The sequence below is a fragment of the Rhizobium sp. CF080 genome, assembly GCF_000282095.2.
Taxonomy (GTDB): Bacteria; Pseudomonadota; Alphaproteobacteria; order Rhizobiales; family Rhizobiaceae; genus Neorhizobium.
Window position 1 is genome coordinate 912,496 of the sequence record NZ_AKKC02000002.1, and the last position, 18,952, is coordinate 931,447.

Here is an 18,952-nt window from a genome sequence, read left to right on the forward strand (position 1 = left end):
AAGATCTTGGTTTTCTTTGCAAATCTCTGACCGAAAGCCCACAATTCAGGGTCTTCAGTCATGAAAGTATCGCGCCGGGTACACCTCGAAGTATCTCTTCCGGTATCGCAAATCAAAGAGCAGAAGAAGGCGAGCGGCGACAGGCGGCAGCCATCCCCCGGTCCTTATCTTGTCAGGTCAGGTTCGGTTTATCTTTTTCAGATTAAACTGCCGAAGCAGATCTGTGACACTGGGGACCCAGCGCTGATCCGGATCAGCATGGGAGCCCGGTCGCACAAGGCCGCTCGCCGGCTTGCGGATCTACTCGTGGCAAGAGCGCGTATTCTTTTCGATGAAGCAGGCAGGAAGGTGATGACTCGGCATACGACGGACAAGGACGAAGGCGGCGTCGAACCGATGTTCTCCGGGGAGACGCCCGAAGAAACGGTTATCGAGATGCGGGGTGCGCTGAAAGAGTACCTGCGCATGATCGACAGACCCGAAGCACCCTTCACGCCGGAAGAGCTGCAAAAAACTGCAGCCATTCGTGATCTTGTCCGTCTCAACCAAGAAATCGCCAAACGTGATGATGGGCAGGCCTATGAGGAAATGCTTGTCGAGAATGCTGAGTTTCTGAAACAGAAGGCGCTCCAGAAACTGCAGGGATCCACGATGCTGCACGGGGCTGTCCCGTTAGCGGTTCCGATCGTAGGTCCCGAGCAGCAAGCTCGGCCCCCAATCGAGCTTCCCGAAACGCGGCGGCCACCTCTTGACGAGCAGGGCAATCCGATCCCCGCCTTCAAGCTGGATCGCCGCACCGTACCGCGCAAACCGTCATCGCGACCATTGTTCAGCGACATTGCGGCCACCTATCTCGCTTTAAGGGAGACAGCGCTGGGTGTAGGTCATAGTGATGTCAGGATCGCCCGCGCTCGGATCGACGTGTTTCTGGAGCTGATCGGCGACCATCCCGTCGACACCTATAACGGCACCGATCTGCAGGCCTTCGTTGACTTGATGCAATACTGGCCCGGCGACAGCAACAAGCGTGACCCCAACATGTCGGTCCGGGAGATCCTTGCCGGCAATCGGGATCTTCGCCTGCAGCCGATGGCTATCAAAACCTTCAAGGAGGGCTATGTCTCGGTTGTCAAGACCACAGCTCGATCCGGCATGACGGAGCATGAGTATCAGGACCCGTTCGGCGGCGCCAAAATCCATTATCCCAAAACGGCTGCCGAACCAGTTTCGGCTGAGCCCCTGGGCGCGAGCCAGGTCTCTGGCATTTTTCGGACTGGCATGTCCACGGGCTTCCTCGATAACGCGATGCTGCCGTTGCTCGGGCATTTGACGGGCCGTCGACTGGGGCTGCTCGTCCATCTCACCGGAAATGATTTCCGCGAAAAGTTCGACCATGTCTGGGTGGCTCAGACGTCGGGCATCGCCCTCATCAACGGCACGTGGAAGCGCGTGCCCTACAAGACCGGCGCGAGCCTGACCTTCTTCGTACTTCATGAGTTTCTGCACGAGATCGGCTTCGTACAATGGGCAATGACTCAAGGCGATAAATTCATCTTTTCGGAGCTGATGAAACTGGCAGACCCCAGCAAAAGCGCCTCGTCCTATATGCAGCGTCTGTTCGAGAAAGCTGGCATCGTGGGTGGTAATCGGGAAGTGTTCCATTCTCTTCGTGGAGGCCAGATCGAAGAGATGCGCGATGCCAATGTCGATGCACGCGATCGGAGGATGCAAGCGGGTCACCAGCTCGGTAACGATGAGCATGATAAATACGGTTTCCGTAATATCACCGAGAAGCGTGCTCGCGAGCTTGCAAGGCTGCCTCTCAATCCCGAAGTCGATTTTTCGGTGTTCCAAGGCCTCGATTTCGGGAAACTTGCCGCGAAAAAGCGGACGCTCGGCCGGGCAGCGAAGGCAAAATAGCTGGCAATATAATAGCGGGATGCGAACAGATTTCGTTCTGCGGTCGGCCGGTTATTCCAATCCATCACCAACAAGCGCATCGACCGCGATAATTGCCAAGGTCGATGCATCCTTGTCGAGCGCCTGGAGCATGCTAATCGCTTGATCGGGCGTTGCCGAAACCGGGCTAGCGGCGCGGTGCCCGATCGCGATCCAGCCCTTTATCGGAGCCGGGGCCGGGATCTCCTTGACCAAATCGAGTGGCCGATCGACTCCCTTCCGCACACGTCCGTCGATGCTCCAGGAGCACACGTGGTTCACGCCTTCGATGTAGCCAATCAAGGGGTAGAAATCGATCCGGTTTTGCCGGAAGGGGTTAATGCCTACATCACTGGAAATGAAAGCCCGCAGGCCGCTGCGGGTCCTGTAATACAGACCGACTTCGGGGAGAAACATCAAGCTTTCTTGCACCAAATCGGTACCTTTAATGGAGCTAAGGCATGTGACCTTGCACTCGGAACAGCCGTTTGGCCGCAGCAACCGTTCCAGATATTCGATTCAGAATCAAACGGCGTTTCAAGAAGTAACGGGGAGAAGAGTCTCCCCCAATGAGAACGCCGTTTGCATAAGGCCATATCCTTTCCATAATGGGAGGGCGTCGAAGCCCTAATGGCGCCGTTCTTCCTCGAAAAGATGGCCGGATCGAAAAAGCAGATGGGTTTTCCTTCGGAAAGCCCAGTCGGTATCAGCGTACTTGTCGACGAGATCGTCAAAGACGGCATAGCAAGCCTGCTTGTCAAAGCCCTGGGCAACTAGCCTCTCGACCACAACGTCCTCGACGGCGCCGAGCTGCCTCTCGTTGTCCGTCTTGATTGACCGGGTGATCATCCAATGAAGCGCGATCCGGGCGATGTCGTCACGATCCGGACGCCGCTCTTCCTTCTGGCGTTCCCGAAGCTGCCGCTGTCGGTCCCTCTGTTTCCTGTTGCGCTCGCTGCGCGATTGGCGTGCCATTCGCTCCTCCTCTTTTCGTTGATGGCACCTTTCATGGTCAGGGGACCGGCGGATCGACGCAAGCCATTTGTCAACGAATCGGAATTCTCGGCGTTCGAATCAATAACCTTCAATCTCGAATCGAATGAGCGCAATTTGTCTCAACATGCGGGGACGTCGAGACCGGTTGCCGGCAACTCATTACGCATACCGGCGTTCGTCAGGGCGGTTCACGGAGACCTAGCAGAATCTTTCGTTCCGATTTCTGAATCAGAAATCCAGAGATCTGAATCGACGGCCTAAAACTTCGAATCGATGGCCAAGAGCTTGGAATCGAATGAGCGCAATTTGTTTCACATTGCCGGCACGTTGAAGCGATGCGGTTGCAACGTGCCAGCGATTGATTGTCGGCCCGCGCGACCGTTCCGTCCATCGGCGGACCTGACGTCGAAGCCAGATCAGCGCCGCCTGTTGCTGATGGACAGCCGACGCCCGGCCGGTTGCTTGCAGCGTTTCAACGGGACGCGGACAGAATCTCCACCGCGGCATCGCCATCGAGGGCCTGGGCGTCGAACAATTCCCGAACCAGACGATCGAACGTGGCACGGTGTTCAAGGATGATCTGCGTTGCTCTCGCCTGCGCGAACTCGAGCCGCCGATGGACACGCCCTGCTAGATCGGCGTCGCGGCTGAGGATCCCTGTCGGCTCGCGGTGATCGAGATAAAGGAGTGGATGTCTACCGCCGAAGCCCAGCGCCTGCTCCATATCGAGGGCAATTCGGGTCGCGCGTGCGAGATCGCTGTTCTCGCCGCCGCCAGAGCCAGCCGAGACTGACTTGAAGAGGATGAGTTCGGCCGCGCGCCCGGCCAGCAACATCGCAAGGATGCGACCGTACCATTCCTCGTTCTCGGAACCACCGTTGGCGAACGTGAGAGAATTATGGCCGCCATCCTTGGTATCGATCGTCAGTTCCCTGATCGCGCCAAGCCGCAGGGCATGATGAACGACAGCATGACCGGATTCATGGATGGCGTAACGCCAACGAACGTCGTAGGGGACCGGCGGGCGATGTCCGCGAATGCCAGCTTCCAGGTCATCATAGGTCATTGAGCGCTTCTCGCGTCTTGCCTTCAGCCTTGCCTCGCGAACGATGCGCTCGATGTCCGCGCCGGTCAGGCCCACCGCCCGCGTGGCCAGATGCCGCAATGCCTGTTCCGTCGGATCGAGCGGCTTCGACCTAGGCTGCCGCCTCGAGGTGAGCGGATCGTGGGCGCCTTCGATGGCATCGTCGTTCCAGTTATCGGATCCGGTTCTGATCATGACGTCGTTCCTTCATGCTCCGCATTCGCGGCGATGTGGCCAATGTCGGCGCCAAGATGATGCGCGATAATGCCGGCCAGCGCCGGAATGTCCGGACGCGGAATTTCGATATGGGTTTCGAGGCGTCCGGAGCGCCGGATGGCTTCATCGATCTCGTGCGGGCGGTTCGTGGCCCCGACGACGATGACGCCCTCGCTCTTCACCGCCCCGTCGAGCAATTCGAGCAACTTGTTGACGCAGGCATTCCAGTAGTCCGCGTATTGTCGTGATGCGCTGACCCGTGTGCCGATTCCATCGATTTCGTCGATGAACAGAATACAGGGTGCCTGGGCGCGCGCCTCGGCGAACGTATCTGCCATGCGGTCGAGAACCGCGTGCAGATATTCACCCTGCAGCCATGTTGAGACCGACGTGACGACCAAGGGGATCTGCAGGCTGTTGCAGAGCGCTCGTGCAAACGTCGTCTTGCCAGTTCCCGGCGGACCGGACAGCAGCAACTTGGTACTCATCTCCGACCAGTCGAGATCGCCGGCCAGATAGTCGGCAAGGTCGCCCTTCAATCCCAGTGCCCAATCCCTGGCGCCACCATAACCGGACAGGGTCTCGACGATCAGCGACGGCTTGCCATCACCTCCATCCTCCGGCGCCAAAGGCTGCGGCTTTACGACTTCGGCCCCGGTGGGCTTGCGCTTCGATCTGTCCTTGCGATCGGTGCCAGACTTAGAGGGGGCACTCTTCGATGCCTCTTCATCTGTTCGTGTCTTCTGTGACGGAGTTTGCGAGACTATTCTGCGGGTAGAGGAACCGTCGCTACGCTCGTCGTCATTCTCTTCGTCACGGTTTCGCGCCGCGAGCCTGGTGAGCGCCTCAATGGTTGTCTCTATTGCCCGGCCCTGACGGATGGCAAGACCGAGATCGCCGAGTGTCAACGCCGCTGTGTCGATCTGACTGATGCCATTCGCATGGTCGGACACTGCCTCACCATAGACCACTTCCAGAAGATCGGTAATCAGCCGTCTATCCATCCCGCGGCCGGTCAGCCGGATATCCGAGACGATGTCGATCTGGTCAGACACGCCGCCTTCCGTCTCCGCAATGGCAAGCACCGGTGAGCCGTGCGCCAGGGCCGACACCAGTCTGCGGCGCATGGCAGGCCGGTTCAGTCGAGCATCGTCTCTGGACAGCACGTGGAGGAAAACACGCTTGACCTCGCTCTCCTTCCACGCCCAGATTTCATCACCCTCCATGAACTCAGCGGTCATGCCGACATAGGGACCAAACGGAACGAGCGCAGTCTCCTCGACAAGCTGCAGCAAAGCCCGCTCGAAGCCATCGACGCTGATCTCGACCGAGATGATCGGCGCCGGCTGACGAAGAAGATCGACAGCCATGCGCAACGAAACCCCAGCCTCGCGAATAGCGCCGGCAAGCAGCAATGTGGGAGCGAGATGTTTGACGCTGACCGCAGCCCCGGCTTCGCCGACAAGCCAGACGGCATAGGCGAGCCACTCATCCCTCAGTACGTGGCGATCTGCCGGCGCCACTCCGGAGCCGCGACGCAGATAAGCAGGCAGAGCCGGCGCAGAGGCGAACGGATCGACATGATCCCGCCGGTTGGTCGGCGGCTCAGTGAGGAAGGCCGCGAAACGAGTACGGATCCATCTTACATCCCGTTCAGCATCACCGGTCAGATGAGATGGATCGAAGGTCGGCGCATAGCGGGCGACCAGATGTCCTTCAATCTCGATGATCTTCGGGGTCAACAGGCCGTTCCGCAACGCCAGGCGCCGCACTTCGCGGCGGTTTAGGTGTTGCAGGCGCCGGATAAGGAAAGCGGCAAGGCGATCCATCATTGCACCTCCGTTGTGGCTGTCGTGGAAATAATTTCCGCGCAGACGGGGAGTTGGGCGGTACGGCGCAACCTGTGGGCAAGCGGAAGCCTGTCGCTTTTCGGACGCTTGCGTTTGAGCCAGTCGCGGACCATTCGGCAGGTCGGCTCGCCCTGATCTGCCAGAGTATTGAGCCGGGTCAGGACTGTCTCTGGAATAAAGGCGGCATCGGTCGCCTGGCGGGCATAGCCAAGGGCAAGCCCGATGATGATGGCGGCATCGTCATGGTGGGTGAGGGAAGGGCGAACCGTATTGGCGTGCTGGTCGACGGTTTCGCAACGAATGCCGCGGGCAGCGGTATCAGTTCTTCTGGACATGCAATATCTCCTCGCCGGACCGGGCTAAGTCGGTCGGCGTTGTTCAGAACGGGAGTGGGGAGTCGGCTGCGGCTTCGATCACCGCAGCCGAATGGCGGTCAGGCGTCGAGCAGCCGGCGCGCAAATCCGACGCGAATGCGTACGGCTGGCAGAACGTCGTCCTCTGCCTCCGCCGCTTCAGCACCCGGCTCGTCGCCACTCTCGTCGACGACATGGATATCGCACTCTTGCCGCAGCGGGGACACACCCGTGATGTCCAGGGTCGGACGACGGACGGGCTGCCGCAGCCGGAAGCGCGAGATATGCGGAAAGCTTGCCGAGATGGGGGCATCGACAATTCCGAGTGCGCGGCGCGCCTCTGCCTCAAGCAACGTTTGAACCCGGCGGCCGAAGCGGCAACGCAACTCCGCCATGCAGGCCGCGGCGCCATCGACCTCAAGGAGATCATCAATTTCCGAGAGAGCCCATACGCCGGCTGCATGATCGCTTGGCCGGCTTGCGCCATCGATGATCGCGACGCCGACGCTGTCAACCATCATCCGCTTGTGGTGCTTGTAAAGCCAGTCGGGCAGGATCATCGCCGAGGCCAACATCTTGAGCTTCAATTCCTCGAGGCGCGTCGTGTCCCCGTAGGAAGCGAGAGACCGCTTCAGGTCCAGGAGGAAGGCCACGTGCCTTGCGCGGTTCACCAGAATGAGGTCGGGCGTATAACTTCCCTTGGCCGGCGCCTCGCAGTCGAGCCGGATACCGTCGAGATGCCGCCAATCGTTTCCGGTGACGGCTTCGACCGCAGCCTTGACCAGGGGGAGTTTGAGCGACTGGATAAGGACAGTAAGATCCGGATTGACCTTCGACAACCGCTCGAACGCCAGCTCGAGCAACTTGCCCTCGCGAAACGATACAGCCCGGACCATCGATGCGATGTTGACATAGCGGCCAAGGATCTCATCCTCGACCGGCTCGCCATCGGCAATCGCCGCAATGGCCTTATCGATCAGGGCATGGAAGTCAGCCTCGACATCAGAGTAGCGGACGAGATGCGGGTGACGGCGAAGGAGCGGCGGCTCCGGCTGGCCCTCAGGGGCCGATCCGGGCGAACGACGAAAGGCCGGCGACGTTCCGGTTGCAGTGGTGGGCGAAGTGAAAGTAGACGTGTTGGTCATGCTGTTCTCCATCGGAAACACGAGACGATCGATCTCGCCCCGCCGCCACTTCGCGGTGGTCGGCAGATAAGGCAATCGTCGAATTGGTAGGGTGAGGTCAGTTCTGACCGAGGCGTGGTAACGCGTCGAAGGCGGCAGCCAGGCGACGGACACACGGACCCGCGATTGCGACGACGGATTGGAGAACTTCCCCATTGCGGGGGATGGCAGTATGGATGGTCACAGCCTGATTCCTTCTAACCAAGGTTGAGGGTCAGGCCCTCGGTAGCGTTGGCGCGCTGCCTTGGGCCGCTAAGCTTCGATCGCATCGAAGCCACCCATACCTGACAGGACCGGGACCAGATCTCAAGGATCTCAAACGCTAAAAGAGAACAGGTCCGGAACACGGTTAACGCAGGGCTCACGTCCCGTGTAGCCCAATGACGATGGTGAAGCCGGGAAAGGCCCGACCAGGTTTCCTTGCATGCATTCAATCATGCGGGAAAAGCGGAATCAAGAAAGGGGGCCGAAGCCCCCTTTTATGTTTCACTCGACCACCGACTCCGGAACCTTCCTTGGAAGGAAGTCTGGTCGCAATCCCTTTCCCGGCTCGGCAAGCGGGACCACGTTGGAAGTCGGGATCTCCGGTTCGTCATCGTCGAAGTCGCCGGTCTCGATCTCCAGCACATCGACCGGATCGATACTCGGCGCCTCGACGAGATTTCCATCGTCGTCTTCAGCCTCAACCGTCGCTGAGGTCGATGTCCGGGTCTCACAGGCGCCGAGCGGCCATTCCGGCAACTTGCTACGCGTCGTTGCCCACTCGAGCAAGGGCAGCACAGTCCCGCTCAGCCATGCTTCGAGTGTGTCCTTGCTTGGCCATGCTTCCACGTCCCCAAGATCTTCCAACACCTCGATTACTGCAGCCCAATGCATCCATGCCGGCAACTTCTCCTCGTGAATGACACGGGGATCGATGTCGTCAGGCAGCACGAAGAGAATGAGGCTTTCGAGCTCATGCCTTGCCAGGCGTGCCATCGGTAACACCTCGTCGGTCAGCTTGCCCTTCACCAGACGCTTGCGCTTGCCTTTGTCTGTTGGGGCGAGGGCATTGCCGATGATCTTGTGGACCGCCGTTGTGTGCTTGATGAAAGCCATCACCCCGGATTTCGCCTTCAAGGCAACGAGTGCCTTCAGACCATCCATACCGCCGATATCCGCCGGCTCAGCATCCAATTCAGGTTCAACGGCATTCCCGCCCCTGAGCAGTGCTTTGACCTCATCGACTTGAATGCGCCCATGTTCTTCGGCATGGACAAAGGCTGCTTCCAGCTTTTCCTCCGATGCCGAACTCAGGTGGATCAGCACCGTTGGACTGATACCGAGATCCAGGATCCGCTCTTTGTGCGGCGTCAGGTTCCGGTGAATCGCACGGTAGTTCCGGGCGGTCTTGGGTTCGACGCCGCAGCGCTGCTTCACCCACTCGCCGAACTGTCCGTTCGGAATGAGCTCGGCTGCCTTGTCCAGAAGTGCACCAGTCAGGAAGACCTGCTCGGTACTTTTGCGACCAAGGCTGAGAATGTCGGTGGCCGCCTTCTCCAGTTCGTTCACCAATTCGCTCGGGATATCGAGCGCAGCGTAGTTGAAGCCAGCGCCGCGCGCTGGCTTTTCTGTCGTATTCGTCATGTCAAACATCCCTGTTCACACAGTACTCACACAGTCACACCATGTGACTGGTGTATCATTGTAACAGGAAATGACGAATTTGTGAATATTTACAATAGGTTGTCCTGTGTATCAGACAGAAAACCTCTAATTATTACTATAGATTATACATTCTATACTTTATATTTTGGCTTCTTCTGGCTATGGAGGTGCGCTAAATAAAAATTTTTACTTTGTAAAATCTAAGGTTGAATTGGAGGGTGATATGCTCCGCTTCGTGGCAGACTGAACTGGCGTTCTGGCATCAAATCACACGCACTTCCCAGACATCGTTGTGTGGAAGGAATTGCAGATGGTGCCCTTAGGAGACGTTTCGACGGTTGTGGCTATCAAATGTGCCTTAGGCTTCGAGAAGGACATCTCGCCCGAGTTGCGTCTCTCCACAAATGTATCGAACGATAGCGGTTCATGGCGCCGTAAATCATATATGGGATGGTAGGGTAACGGCCCGCCCCGGCAACGTCGCTTTTCTGACGGCTGTGTAAAAAGCGTATAGTGTGCTTTCAGCGATCTCGAAACGATAGACCGCTGCTCGGCGTGCGGGGGAGTCAACGCCCGGCGCAAATCCCATTTCAGCTACTGCACTGGAAAATCGTGCTATCCTAGGATAAAACTTGAATGGCGAGTTTCTATGACTACTGGCTATGACGGGCGAGCGATTGCCAACTATATTTTGGATTTTTGCGACAACCGGAATCGTGGCGTCACGAATCTTGCGTTGCAGAAGATTGTTTATTTCTGCCATGTCTGGTCACTCATTGATCTGCACCGTCCCCTTATTCGCCATAAATTCGAGGCTTGGGAATTCGGCCCAGTATTGCCGTATCTCTATCGAGAATTTCGCAACTATGACCGGTCGCCGATAGCCAGCCGTGCAACTCATATCGATCCTGTGGACGGCAGGCACAGGGTTGCAGCGTATAATCTTGATTCAGAGACAGACTCGCTACTGGAAGATATAGTAAGCTTCTATAGCCGACTCAGAGCTAGTGATCTTGTCGAGCTAAGTCATGCGGACGGAGGACCCTGGCATCGAGTCTGGAATCACGGGGGGGCGGTGAATCCGGGCATGAAAATCGATGATGCTAAAATTGTAGAATTTTACTCGAAAGCAGTGCGTCCATTTTCAATCCAATAACGGGTTAAACATATGGCAGACTTGCGTGTTCCCTCCGTCCAGCATCTCGCTCGCAACTGGCGCGACGATCCTGCCGCAATTGCGAAAGGGTTGGTAAAGTTAGCCATAGACCCGCCGCGCTTCAGTTATAGTCCACTCTACGGAGCTGTACGCGATTTGCTTGTACTCGGTATTCCTTACGATCAGGTCGTCGAAGGAATTCGGAAGATCAAGCGAGAAAAAGTCCGCGATAACCTGCTTAGCGTGTTGCCGTTGATACGAGATCATTTTGCGGGGATGACACCCGATTTCTTCCAGATGGTCGAAAAACGTTATTATCCAGTCGGCCGGGGTCTCATGATCCCGTTTGAGCCGCCTATGATTTATGGTGTTGGCGGCCAGCTTTACTTTCCATGGTTTAGCTTCTGGCGACAAAATCCGCTTGCTAAAGAGCGCCTGTCCCTTTTCGTGACGCTCGTAGAGGAAGTGCTGCTGCAGGATCCCGACTTAGAAAACGCTCGGTTCGAGATACTGGATTTCAGTTGTCCTGGACCGAAGTTGCCGCGATCGTTGACTGTAATTAACGCTAAAGAAATTCCTCGTGTCGATGGGCCCCGGAAGGTGGCCATGCTTGAGGCTTTTGCCGAGGGGTATTTCAAGGCGCTTGCCGAACTTTCTGGTCGACCTCGCCCTGCGAGTGACGCCGATCGGCGAGCTGAGGATTCCGGATCGGACCCAAATCAGCCCGGCCTTTTCGACTGACTTCTTGATTGGTACCTGATTCCCTCGTAGCTGCTTAGGAGCAGCGGATTATGAGAGAAGAAATAGAGAGTGCGGAAATTATTTCCGCTCGTACCGCCTGGGGGAGACACTCAATCGTCACTGAAGAAATCTTCATCTAACCGCTTGAATTCGACCGTGCGATAGCCGCGCACGCCGACGCCGTGTTCGATCATCAAGTCCGCCAGCTCTCGCCCGTCGATGAGGATCACCCGCTGTGCGAGATGCTTGACGTAGTCGCGGGCTGGTTGGCTAAAGGTCGAGGTAGTGACGAAGACGCCCTTAGTTGCTCCGAGGCCGACGAGACTCCCGACGAAGCCGTTGACGTCAGGCCGGCCTACCGGATTACCAGGAACATAGCGTTTGGCCTGGACGTAAATCCGGTCGAGGCCGAGGCGATCTTCGTTAACGATGCCGTCGACTCCGCCATCACCGGTGCGCCCGAGTTGGGCGGCGGCATCTTTGTGGCTGCCGCCGTAGCCCATGGCAACCAGCAGATCGACGATCAGTTGCTCGAAGAAGGTTGGGCTGTTGGAGAGGATGCGTTCAAGAAGATCGTCGCGCAAGGCTGCCGCTAGCGCGGCGTGTGCTGCGTCGATTTGCTCCTCTGGTGTGGTCGCCGCAGGAGTTGCCTCACTTGGCCTCACGGCAATGCTTTTTTCTTCGGTGGCACCACCCTCGTTCCTATAGAACTCGCGGAATTCCGGCTCGTGCATTAGGAGTGCAACGTCGATCCGTTCCGGCGCTGCGGACAGCAGCGCCTTGCCTTTTTTCGTCGCGACAAAGCGGCCCCGCGCTGGCGAAGCGATCAGCCCGGCCTTGCTCATGTAGAACTTCGCCCAGTGAATGCGATTGTGCAGCAGACGCTGGCGTCCACTCGGCAGAAGCTCGTCCCGTTCCTCCAACGTCAGCCCAAGATCATCGGCAATGCGCTCTGCAACCTCGGCCACCCTTGTTTCACCCTCGGCGGCGAGGCGTAGGACCGGCAGCATGAGTGTCTGATAGTCGGGGATCATCGATCATGACTCCCGCTTACATAAGACTGACGGCACCGGCCCCACGTCGAATTCATGTGCTCCTCACCACGTCCATCAGTCTCGAATAATCCGTGACCACGTCATACTTCACCCGATCGGATGTCACCTTGTTGCCGATCTCTTCGAAGAACCGGCGAGCGCACTCGATCTTTGTGCTCTCGAATTCCCGCATCTTGAGCGAAGATAGGGTACCCTTGGTCTCGGCGACGAAATAGATGTGCCTGACTGATTCCTCCTTGAACGAGATAGCCCAGTCGGGATTGTAATCACCGACCGGGGTCGGGATTGCAAACCCTTTGGGGAGCTTGGCATAGACGACGATCTCGTTGCTGGTGTCCAATTGCTCGACGAACTTGCGCTCTATATCGGAATCGAGAAGGGCATAGTCGTAGACGTGCTTCTTCAGCTTCTCGCTCGCCCTGGTGAAGTCCTGAACGGTCTGGTTCGCGGTGAAGATATTGGTCTCGTAACGTTCCGAAACGGCGTCATAGGTCAGGCGCTCGATGACCATCGTCGCCTTCTGCTCGATGATCAGGCGGGACGCCTCGCTGATGAAGTGTTCGGGGTTCTGCTTGAACTGGACAAAAACACCAGGCTGGATCTCCGACAGGATCTCCGCGATTGTCTGACGCGTGAGCTGCGCGGCCTCCGCAAGTTTGGCAAGCAGATCGTACTTCACCGACGATGTGACTGTTTCGGCCTGATAGGTTGCCTGCTCGTTTTCGCGAAAGCTCTTGCTGTCTCCGATCGTATCGTAGGTGAGGCCGTCCTGCTGGATCCCACTCGTGACGGTATATTGCAGCGGGGTCACGCGAAGGTGGCTGTCGAGCGCGCTGACACTCTTGCGGACCAGCTCGCCGGGATCGAACTCTACCCGATAGACGGCCTTTTGGTTGATCCTGCCCCAGAGCTCCTTGAACTCTTTGCGGTGAAAGTTGTCATTCAGGGGATTGGTCTTGGAGCGGCGGTCATCCTGCAGCTTGGGCAATTGTCGCTCGTTGAAGACCCCGTCGATGAGCTCGACGATCTGGTCCGTATAGGGCTTCAGATCATCGGGCAGCTCTGCAATCGCGCCGCTTTGTTGGGCAATCTGGTACTTTTCGGTAATGTTTTTTTGCCGATCTACATACCCGTTCTGCACCAGGTAGAACTCGATACCTGCGGCCATGTCCGACGATACCTCGACGCTTCCGTCCTCGGTCTGCAGCACCTTGCCCTTGAAATACTCTTCATTCGCCTGTCGAGGCCGTGCCGTGAGCGCTTCGACCATCTCCTTCTGGAGTGCATCCACGAAGTTCCTGTAGCTCTCGCTGGCGACGACCGTCAGCACGTTGATGTCGTGCACTGTCGCAGGACTGTCCATCCGGTCGCCATTCTGGTCGACGCTCAAGCGTAATCCGCGGCCGACTTCCTGTCGACGGGAGATCGTGTTGTCGCTGTGCTTGAGCATGCACATGACGAAGACGTTTGGGTTGTCCCACCCTTCACGCAGGGCCGAGTGGGAGAAGATGAACCGTGTGGGCTCGCCGAAAGACAGTAGCCGTTCCTTGTCTTTCAAGATGAGGTCGTAGGCGTCCGGATCCTCGGACTGCCCTTTGTTGTCGCCCGTCTTGGCAACGTCCGGGTCCTTCAGACGATTGGTCTTCTTGTCGATCGAGAAATAGCCATTGTGGGTAGCCGCCGCGTCGATTCCGCCCAGATACTTCCGGTAGGCCTCATTATCGATCGCTAGCTCCGACAGATATTCTTCCTTTAGGAGCGCATACTCCTCCTCAAAGACGCGGGCATACTCGCCCTTCTCGTCCGCCTGCGAGTAGTCGCGATACTTCGCCACTTCGTCGATGAAGAATAGCGAGAGCACCTTGATGCCGCGGGAAAAGAGCTGCTTCTCCTTGTCGAAATGCGCCTTAATGGTTTCGCGGATTTGAATGCGGCGAATATCACGCTCCGAAACGTCGCCATTGGCCTCGCCAGCCCTCAGGATGATGCCATTCGTGAACTCGACCGTTTCACTGACAGCATCGATCTGGCTGATCGTGAAGCCGTGATACTGGTCCAGCTCACCTGACCGGGCGAATAGATCATCTCGAAACTCTAGGCGCCGAAGCTGCCGCTTGATCTCCCCGGAAGCCAGTTTCACCTCCAGTTCGATACGGGCAACTGGGGCCTTCTTCGAGATGTCGATGCCTTCGAGATAGAGGTAGGCGTTGGTGCCGGCCAGCCCGCGGGTATGGATTCCGCGCACGGCGATTTTTTTCACCAGCTTCTGGTTATAGGCGTCGAGCGCGTCGAGCCGGTGGATGCGGCTGTGCTGCGTCTTGTGAGTGGCCGAGTAGCGCAGGATCATCAGCGGCTTGAACTTTGGTAGCGCCTCCATCGTCGCCGCGCCTTCCATCTTCTGCGGCTCGTCGAGGATGATGATCGGCCTGTTCGAGGCGATGACGTCGATCGGCTTTCGCGATTGGAAGTCGTCCAACTCGTCATAGATTCGACGATTATCGGCGCCACGCGCATTGAAGGCTTGGATGTTGATGATCATCACGTTGATGCCGGCGTCTGACGAGAAGCTCTCGAGCTCATGCAGGCGCTTGGAATTGTAGATGAAGAACCGGGCCTTCTTGCCATAGCTTTCCGTGAAATGCTCGGCCGTGATCTGCAGTGACTTGGAAACACCCTCGCGGATGGCAATGGACGGCACCATGATGATGAATTTTGACCAGCCATAGCGCTTGTTCATCTCGAAGATGGTCTTGATGTAGCAGTAGGTCTTGCCTGTCCCGGTCTCCATCTCGACGTCGAGGTGGACGCGGGTTGCGGCAAGGGCGTCCTTCTTGTAAGTCGTAGACACGGCTACGCGCTCACCACGGTTGTTGAAGCTGGTGAATTCGATCAGGGATTGCGACAGAGGTAGGTTCTGACGCCGCTGAACTTTTTGAATGTTCTCCAGGATCTGCGGCTCACTAAGAGCAAAGTCGGCGTTCTTGAATCCCTCTTCGAATGCGCTTGTCTGTGCCTTGCGACCTGGATCGATCCGGTAGGACAGGCTATCGTTATGGGGCTGGCCCGCGAAGCAATCGACCACCGCATCGACGGCGTTGGTCTGGTACGGCTGGACCTTGAATTTGAGCTTCATCGGACGTTGGCTTTCGTAAATTCTCTCGTAGCTCTCATAGAGCTTTCGTAAAGTGTTCTTGTTTTATTCCGTCAACTGCCACTTGGGTGAGGCCGTAGAACCAAAATTGTGAATTCGTCCCTTGCGCCTTAACGCACTCAAAAGATTGCCAATTTTGTGTGTCTTCTGTGTTTCATCAAGCGCGTCGCTGAGTTTCGCTCTTAAAAGTTCATCAAGTTCCTTACGTGAAGCCTGTCGAAACTCTCGTAAATATCCAACGATCATTTCCTCATAATGATAATCATCGAAAGAGCGCATCTTGATGTAGCGCGCCTTCTGCGAAGTCGCATTCGCCACGCTGGCGGATACGAAGAAATTCGGCTTTCGGCCCTCAATCAGATGCTTCTGCCGGAGGTGGCGGATGGCGTCGTCGGTGATAGGCAGATGCTTTTGCACTCGGTCCAGGGCAAGGACATCTGCCAATGGTAGCCCGGTCTGCTGCATGAGAAGCTGGCTGTACGCCGCATCAACAACGCGGCCGTGGATGGTCAGGCGGACAAAGTGGGGCTCGCTGAGGTCGTAATCTGGCAGGGGAAAGAAGCGCTCGCGCTGGCGACGATAGATGTCCTGAATGCCATAACCCATATGGTCGATCATGTTCAGCTCGGTCATCGCCTGGGTAAGGAACGGATTGCGATAGCGCCGTGGCACTCGGTCGTGCAAAACATAATCTTCTGGCTGTCCCTCGAAGAAACCACCCTCATTCTCCATAATGAGCCGATCGGGCCGTTCCGTCACGATGACACGCGCCAGGCGGGCATAGTCCTGATGGGCGATGCAGTTGTGCAGGGCCTCAAGTACGACCTTTTGATCGTACTTCGCCACCTCGTGGGCCAGTAGTTCGTTTTCCGGAAGAAGCCGGAGCTGAATATTGCGGATACGGGCAAAGACCTGTGACGATGTCAGCAGGAAGGGCGGGCCAAAATGCTCGTAGGCGCGCTCTTCTCCTTCGAGCTTCCAGGTCATCTCCACAGGATGCGGATTGAGCCTCCAGGCGGATTCGGATTTGCCCAGCAACAGGAGGGCGGCACGCGTCATCGCGCCATCCTGCGTCAGCTTTGCCCTGTTGAGAAACGCCGCATCGCTCCAGCCGGCGATCTCATCAGCATTGAAGCGGTTCGCATGCTTGGCAGCGAAACGTTCGCGCGCAACCTTCAGCGCCTGCGGATCGAGATCGGCAAGTGTGGCCCCTTCGACAAGCTGAGCCGTCCAGTCGGTTGCGAGCGTTTGAGACCGTATCTCATCCAACTTATCCTGCCCCAGAGCCACGAGGCTTTCGTTGGCCCGGCCATAGTAGTGGCCGTTCCAGTTGATCGGCATGCCGCGGGGCGCTGCCGGGATTTCGAACAAAACGACCCTGCCATCCGCATGATCCAGCACGTAAATATCGCGGACCGTGAAGCTGCCCGTGCCATTGATGATCTGCATCTTATCGGCCTGCAGGTGAGCGGGGTTATCCTTGTAGGACGTGCCGACTACAGATCGCGTCTTGTCATCGACCCCGAATACCAGCCAGGCGCGATCGTGACCGTGCAGATTGGCCTCATTTGCCAGCGCCGAGACATACTTGCCCAGTTCATTGCTTGAAAAGCCGTCCTTTCCACGTTTGAACTCGACCACCTCGCTCTCCCAGTTGGAGATGAGTTGGGTCAACAGGGCGGAAAGCGCGGCGTGATCCATGTCGCGACCTCAGATTGACTTGACTTCAGTGGTCGGGGAAAGCTGGCGGAAAATCTGTTCGACATTGATCTTCACGGCGTCCGAGATGAAACCGCTGTCGCGAAACACGACGCGCAGCGGCTCGCGCTTTGCCAGCTCCTTGACCAGATCCTCGGAAACGCCCTTATCGAAGCAGGCGACCAGGGCGTTTTCATCTACGAAGAACACGGTCTTTCCCTGCACCGCCTCGCGGTGGATGGGCAGTGTCAGATCCACACCCCAATCGACCAGCACCTGGAACAGCAGGTCTTCAGCCGTGCGGTCTTCCTTGACGTTGTCGACCATATCGAGCAGATCGCTCTGCTTCAGTTCGTCGGGGCGGTAGTAGACGTCCTTCATGTTCGAGGTGTCGAGCTTTAACACCCGGAAGCCCGTGACCTCGTCGCCCTCAGCCTTGAATTCCTCAATAACGTTGGTTAGGCGAAGCCGTCCCATATCGAAGATAGTTTCCATCTTGGTTTCGGGGATAGGCAAGGGCTCAGCAATCTGAACACCAATAAAGCGCCGATTGCCGCCGTCCATACGGTTTTGCAGCATGACGGCATGGGCAGTCGGCGCGCTGCCGGAGAAGAAATCCAACACGATAGCGCCCTCTTCGGGCTTAGTGGCCAGTTGAACGATGCGCTGAAGCAGCTCCACAGGCTTTACCGAGTTCAAGACATTTTCGGTATGCTCAAAGGGAACGTATTTAAGAAGTGTTTTCTTGGCATCTTGGGTGTGGCCTACGTCATTATAGAACCAGAGGGTCTGAGGTGTTCGCCCCGACGACACCTCAGAAAGAAATTTCTTCACGGCTGGGGAGTTGGTTCCATCTTTTCCCCACCAGATTCGATTGTCTGCATCGAGCTCCAAGAATTTCTCTTTGCTGATGCGCCAGTAGGTTCCAGTTGGTGGTCCGGAAATTACCCTGCCAGATGGGGTTGTAAGAGAATAGACGCCCGCATCGTAAGGGTTGCGCGCGGTCATGTTCTCGGCCTTCCACGGCCCGCGAGAGTCGTTGTCCAAGTTCTTGTAGCGCGCCTCCATCTCGTCTGTGCGAGGTAGGGGGTTGGGGAACCAAACCTCCTTATTCTTCGCGAACACCAGAATGAAATCATGATCTTCTGAGAACCACTTCGCGGAGTTCTTCGGTGCATAGACCTTCTGCCAGACGATTGTAGCGACAAAATTCGAGTCGCCGAAAATCTCGCTTCCCATCTTTCTCAAGCTATCGACCTCGTTGTCGTCGATCGAGACAAAGACGACGCCGTCATCTGCGAGGAGATTCTTGGCCAAACGCAGCCTAGGATACAGCATAGAAAGCCAATCCGAATGGAATCGACCGTTTGCCTCGGTGTTGGCCACGAGTCGTATGCCATTCTCATCCGCCTGCCCAGATAGGTTCAGGTAATCTGCGGTGCCCTGTGAGTAATCATCGTCGTAGATGAAATCTCTGCCGGTGTTGTAAGGTGGGTCGATGTAGATCAATTTCACTCGACCAAGAAACGACTCTTGAAGGACCTTTAGAGCCTCAAGGTTGTCGCCCTCGATCAGAAGGTTGTTCGACGCATCGAAGTCAATGCTCTGGTCTCGGACGGGCCGCAATGTCTTTGCAATCGGCAAATTGGCGGCCAACACAGCCTCCTGCTTCCCCGGCCAGTCCAGCCTATATCGCTCCTGCGCCCCCTCCACGATGCTGTCGCTCAGTTCCTGCCGAAGCTGATCGAAGTCCACGGCCAAACGTAACTGCCCGGTCGCCTCATCGCGCGCCTCAGTCACGCAGCCGGGGAACAAGTTGCGGATCTTGTCGATGTTCTCCTGGCTCAAGTCAGGGCTGTGCATCTTCAGCTTTTCCATCTTTG

General features: G+C 57.1%; 14 protein-coding genes. 3 read left to right on the forward strand and 11 right to left on the reverse strand.

The window, feature by feature from the left end:
• Nucleotides 1-60 precede the first annotated feature (60 nt).
• Entirely contained in the window at nucleotides 61-1,920 is a 1,860-nt protein-coding gene (locus tag PMI07_RS05625) for a hypothetical protein (protein WP_155956381.1), read from the forward strand.
• Between the two features lie 51 nt (nucleotides 1,921-1,971).
• Here PMI07_RS05625 and PMI07_RS05630 read toward each other — a convergent pair whose 3' ends face one another.
• The 7 genes from PMI07_RS05630 to PMI07_RS05660 all read right to left on the reverse strand — a co-directional run bounded on the left by PMI07_RS05630 (nucleotide 1,972) and on the right by PMI07_RS05660 (nucleotide 9,247).
• A complete protein-coding gene (locus tag PMI07_RS05630) occupies nucleotides 1,972-2,355 on the reverse strand; it encodes a hypothetical protein (protein WP_007757416.1) in 384 nt (127 codons plus the stop codon).
• A gap of 210 nt (nucleotides 2,356-2,565) precedes the next feature.
• Nucleotides 2,566-2,913, reverse strand: coding sequence for a hypothetical protein (locus PMI07_RS05635; RefSeq protein WP_007757418.1), 348 nt, complete (start codon nucleotides 2,911-2,913; stop codon nucleotides 2,566-2,568).
• A gap of 493 nt (nucleotides 2,914-3,406) precedes the next feature.
• Nucleotides 3,407-4,213, reverse strand: coding sequence for an ATP-dependent Zn protease (locus PMI07_RS05640; protein ID WP_007757419.1), 807 nt, complete (start codon nucleotides 4,211-4,213; stop codon nucleotides 3,407-3,409).
• A complete protein-coding gene (locus PMI07_RS05645) occupies nucleotides 4,210-6,066 on the reverse strand; it encodes an ATP-binding protein (RefSeq protein WP_245277088.1) in 1,857 nt (618 codons plus the stop codon). The genes PMI07_RS05640 and PMI07_RS05645 overlap by 4 nt, the downstream gene beginning before the upstream one ends.
• Entirely contained in the window at nucleotides 6,063-6,419 is a 357-nt protein-coding gene (locus tag PMI07_RS05650; protein WP_007757421.1) for a hypothetical protein, read from the reverse strand. The genes PMI07_RS05645 and PMI07_RS05650 overlap by 4 nt, the downstream gene beginning before the upstream one ends.
• Before the next feature lie 98 nt (nucleotides 6,420-6,517).
• The gene (locus PMI07_RS05655; protein WP_245277089.1) at nucleotides 6,518-7,735 is read right to left on the reverse strand and encodes a hypothetical protein; all 1,218 of its coding nucleotides are present in this window, start codon (nucleotides 7,733-7,735) and stop codon (nucleotides 6,518-6,520) included.
• A 372-nt stretch (nucleotides 7,736-8,107) separates the two neighbouring features.
• Nucleotides 8,108-9,247, reverse strand: a complete 1,140-nt coding sequence (locus PMI07_RS05660) for a hypothetical protein (protein ID WP_007757424.1) — start codon at nucleotides 9,245-9,247, stop codon at nucleotides 8,108-8,110.
• A 670-nt stretch (nucleotides 9,248-9,917) separates the two neighbouring features.
• Between PMI07_RS05660 and PMI07_RS33925 the strand changes: the two genes are divergently transcribed.
• Both PMI07_RS33925 and PMI07_RS05665 read left to right on the forward strand, forming a co-directional pair.
• On the forward strand, nucleotides 9,918-10,424 hold the full coding sequence (locus PMI07_RS33925) for a type II toxin-antitoxin system antitoxin SocA domain-containing protein (RefSeq protein WP_081760639.1): 507 nt from the start codon (nucleotides 9,918-9,920) through the stop codon (nucleotides 10,422-10,424).
• A gap of 12 nt (nucleotides 10,425-10,436) precedes the next feature.
• Entirely contained in the window at nucleotides 10,437-11,165 is a 729-nt protein-coding gene (locus tag PMI07_RS05665; RefSeq protein ID WP_007757425.1) for a hypothetical protein, read from the forward strand.
• Between the two features lie 110 nt (nucleotides 11,166-11,275).
• Here PMI07_RS05665 and PMI07_RS05670 read toward each other — a convergent pair whose 3' ends face one another.
• The 4 genes from PMI07_RS05670 to PMI07_RS05685 all read right to left on the reverse strand — a co-directional run bounded on the left by PMI07_RS05670 (nucleotide 11,276) and on the right by PMI07_RS05685 (nucleotide 18,947).
• The gene (locus PMI07_RS05670; RefSeq protein ID WP_024163591.1) at nucleotides 11,276-12,199 is read right to left on the reverse strand and encodes a restriction endonuclease; all 924 of its coding nucleotides are present in this window, start codon (nucleotides 12,197-12,199) and stop codon (nucleotides 11,276-11,278) included.
• 52 nt (nucleotides 12,200-12,251) lie between these two features.
• Complete coding sequence (locus PMI07_RS05675) at nucleotides 12,252-15,353, reverse strand: DEAD/DEAH box helicase family protein (protein WP_024163592.1); 3,102 nt, start codon at nucleotides 15,351-15,353, stop codon at nucleotides 12,252-12,254.
• 63 nt (nucleotides 15,354-15,416) lie between these two features.
• Nucleotides 15,417-17,072 carry an RNA-binding domain-containing protein gene (locus PMI07_RS05680; protein WP_007757982.1) on the reverse strand — a complete coding sequence of 552 codons (1,656 nt, stop codon included), beginning with the start codon at nucleotides 17,070-17,072 and terminating at the stop codon, nucleotides 15,417-15,419.
• Between the two features lie 9 nt (nucleotides 17,073-17,081).
• Entirely contained in the window at nucleotides 17,082-18,947 is a 1,866-nt protein-coding gene (locus PMI07_RS05685; RefSeq protein ID WP_007757980.1) for a site-specific DNA-methyltransferase, read from the reverse strand.
• Nucleotides 18,948-18,952: the final 5 nt, after the last annotated feature.

Bases quoted from the DNA above. Each gene is read 5' to 3' on its own strand.
- PMI07_RS05670 (WP_024163591.1), bottom strand. From the start codon at position 12,199: ATGATCCCCGACTATCAGACACTCATGCTGCCGGTCCTACGCCTCGCC.
- PMI07_RS05660 (WP_007757424.1), bottom strand. From the start codon at position 9,247: ATGACGAATACGACAGAAAAGCCAGCGCGCGGCGCTGGCTTCAACTAC.
- PMI07_RS05665 (WP_007757425.1), top strand. From the start codon at position 10,437: ATGGCAGACTTGCGTGTTCCCTCCGTCCAGCATCTCGCTCGCAACTGG.
- PMI07_RS05685 (WP_007757980.1), bottom strand. From the start codon at position 18,947: ATGGAAAAGCTGAAGATGCACAGCCCTGACTTGAGCCAGGAGAACATC.
- PMI07_RS05650 (WP_007757421.1), bottom strand. From the start codon at position 6,419: ATGTCCAGAAGAACTGATACCGCTGCCCGCGGCATTCGTTGCGAAACC.
- PMI07_RS05635 (WP_007757418.1), bottom strand. From the start codon at position 2,913: ATGGCACGCCAATCGCGCAGCGAGCGCAACAGGAAACAGAGGGACCGA.
- PMI07_RS33925 (WP_081760639.1), top strand. From the start codon at position 9,918: ATGACTACTGGCTATGACGGGCGAGCGATTGCCAACTATATTTTGGAT.
- PMI07_RS05680 (WP_007757982.1), bottom strand. From the start codon at position 17,072: ATGGATCACGCCGCGCTTTCCGCCCTGTTGACCCAACTCATCTCCAAC.
- PMI07_RS05675 (WP_024163592.1), bottom strand. From the start codon at position 15,353: ATGAAGCTCAAATTCAAGGTCCAGCCGTACCAGACCAACGCCGTCGAT.
- PMI07_RS05630 (WP_007757416.1), bottom strand. From the start codon at position 2,355: ATGTTTCTCCCCGAAGTCGGTCTGTATTACAGGACCCGCAGCGGCCTG.
- PMI07_RS05625 (WP_155956381.1), top strand. From the start codon at position 61: ATGAAAGTATCGCGCCGGGTACACCTCGAAGTATCTCTTCCGGTATCG.
- PMI07_RS05645 (WP_245277088.1), bottom strand. From the start codon at position 6,066: ATGATGGATCGCCTTGCCGCTTTCCTTATCCGGCGCCTGCAACACCTA.
- PMI07_RS05640 (WP_007757419.1), bottom strand. From the start codon at position 4,213: ATGATCAGAACCGGATCCGATAACTGGAACGACGATGCCATCGAAGGC.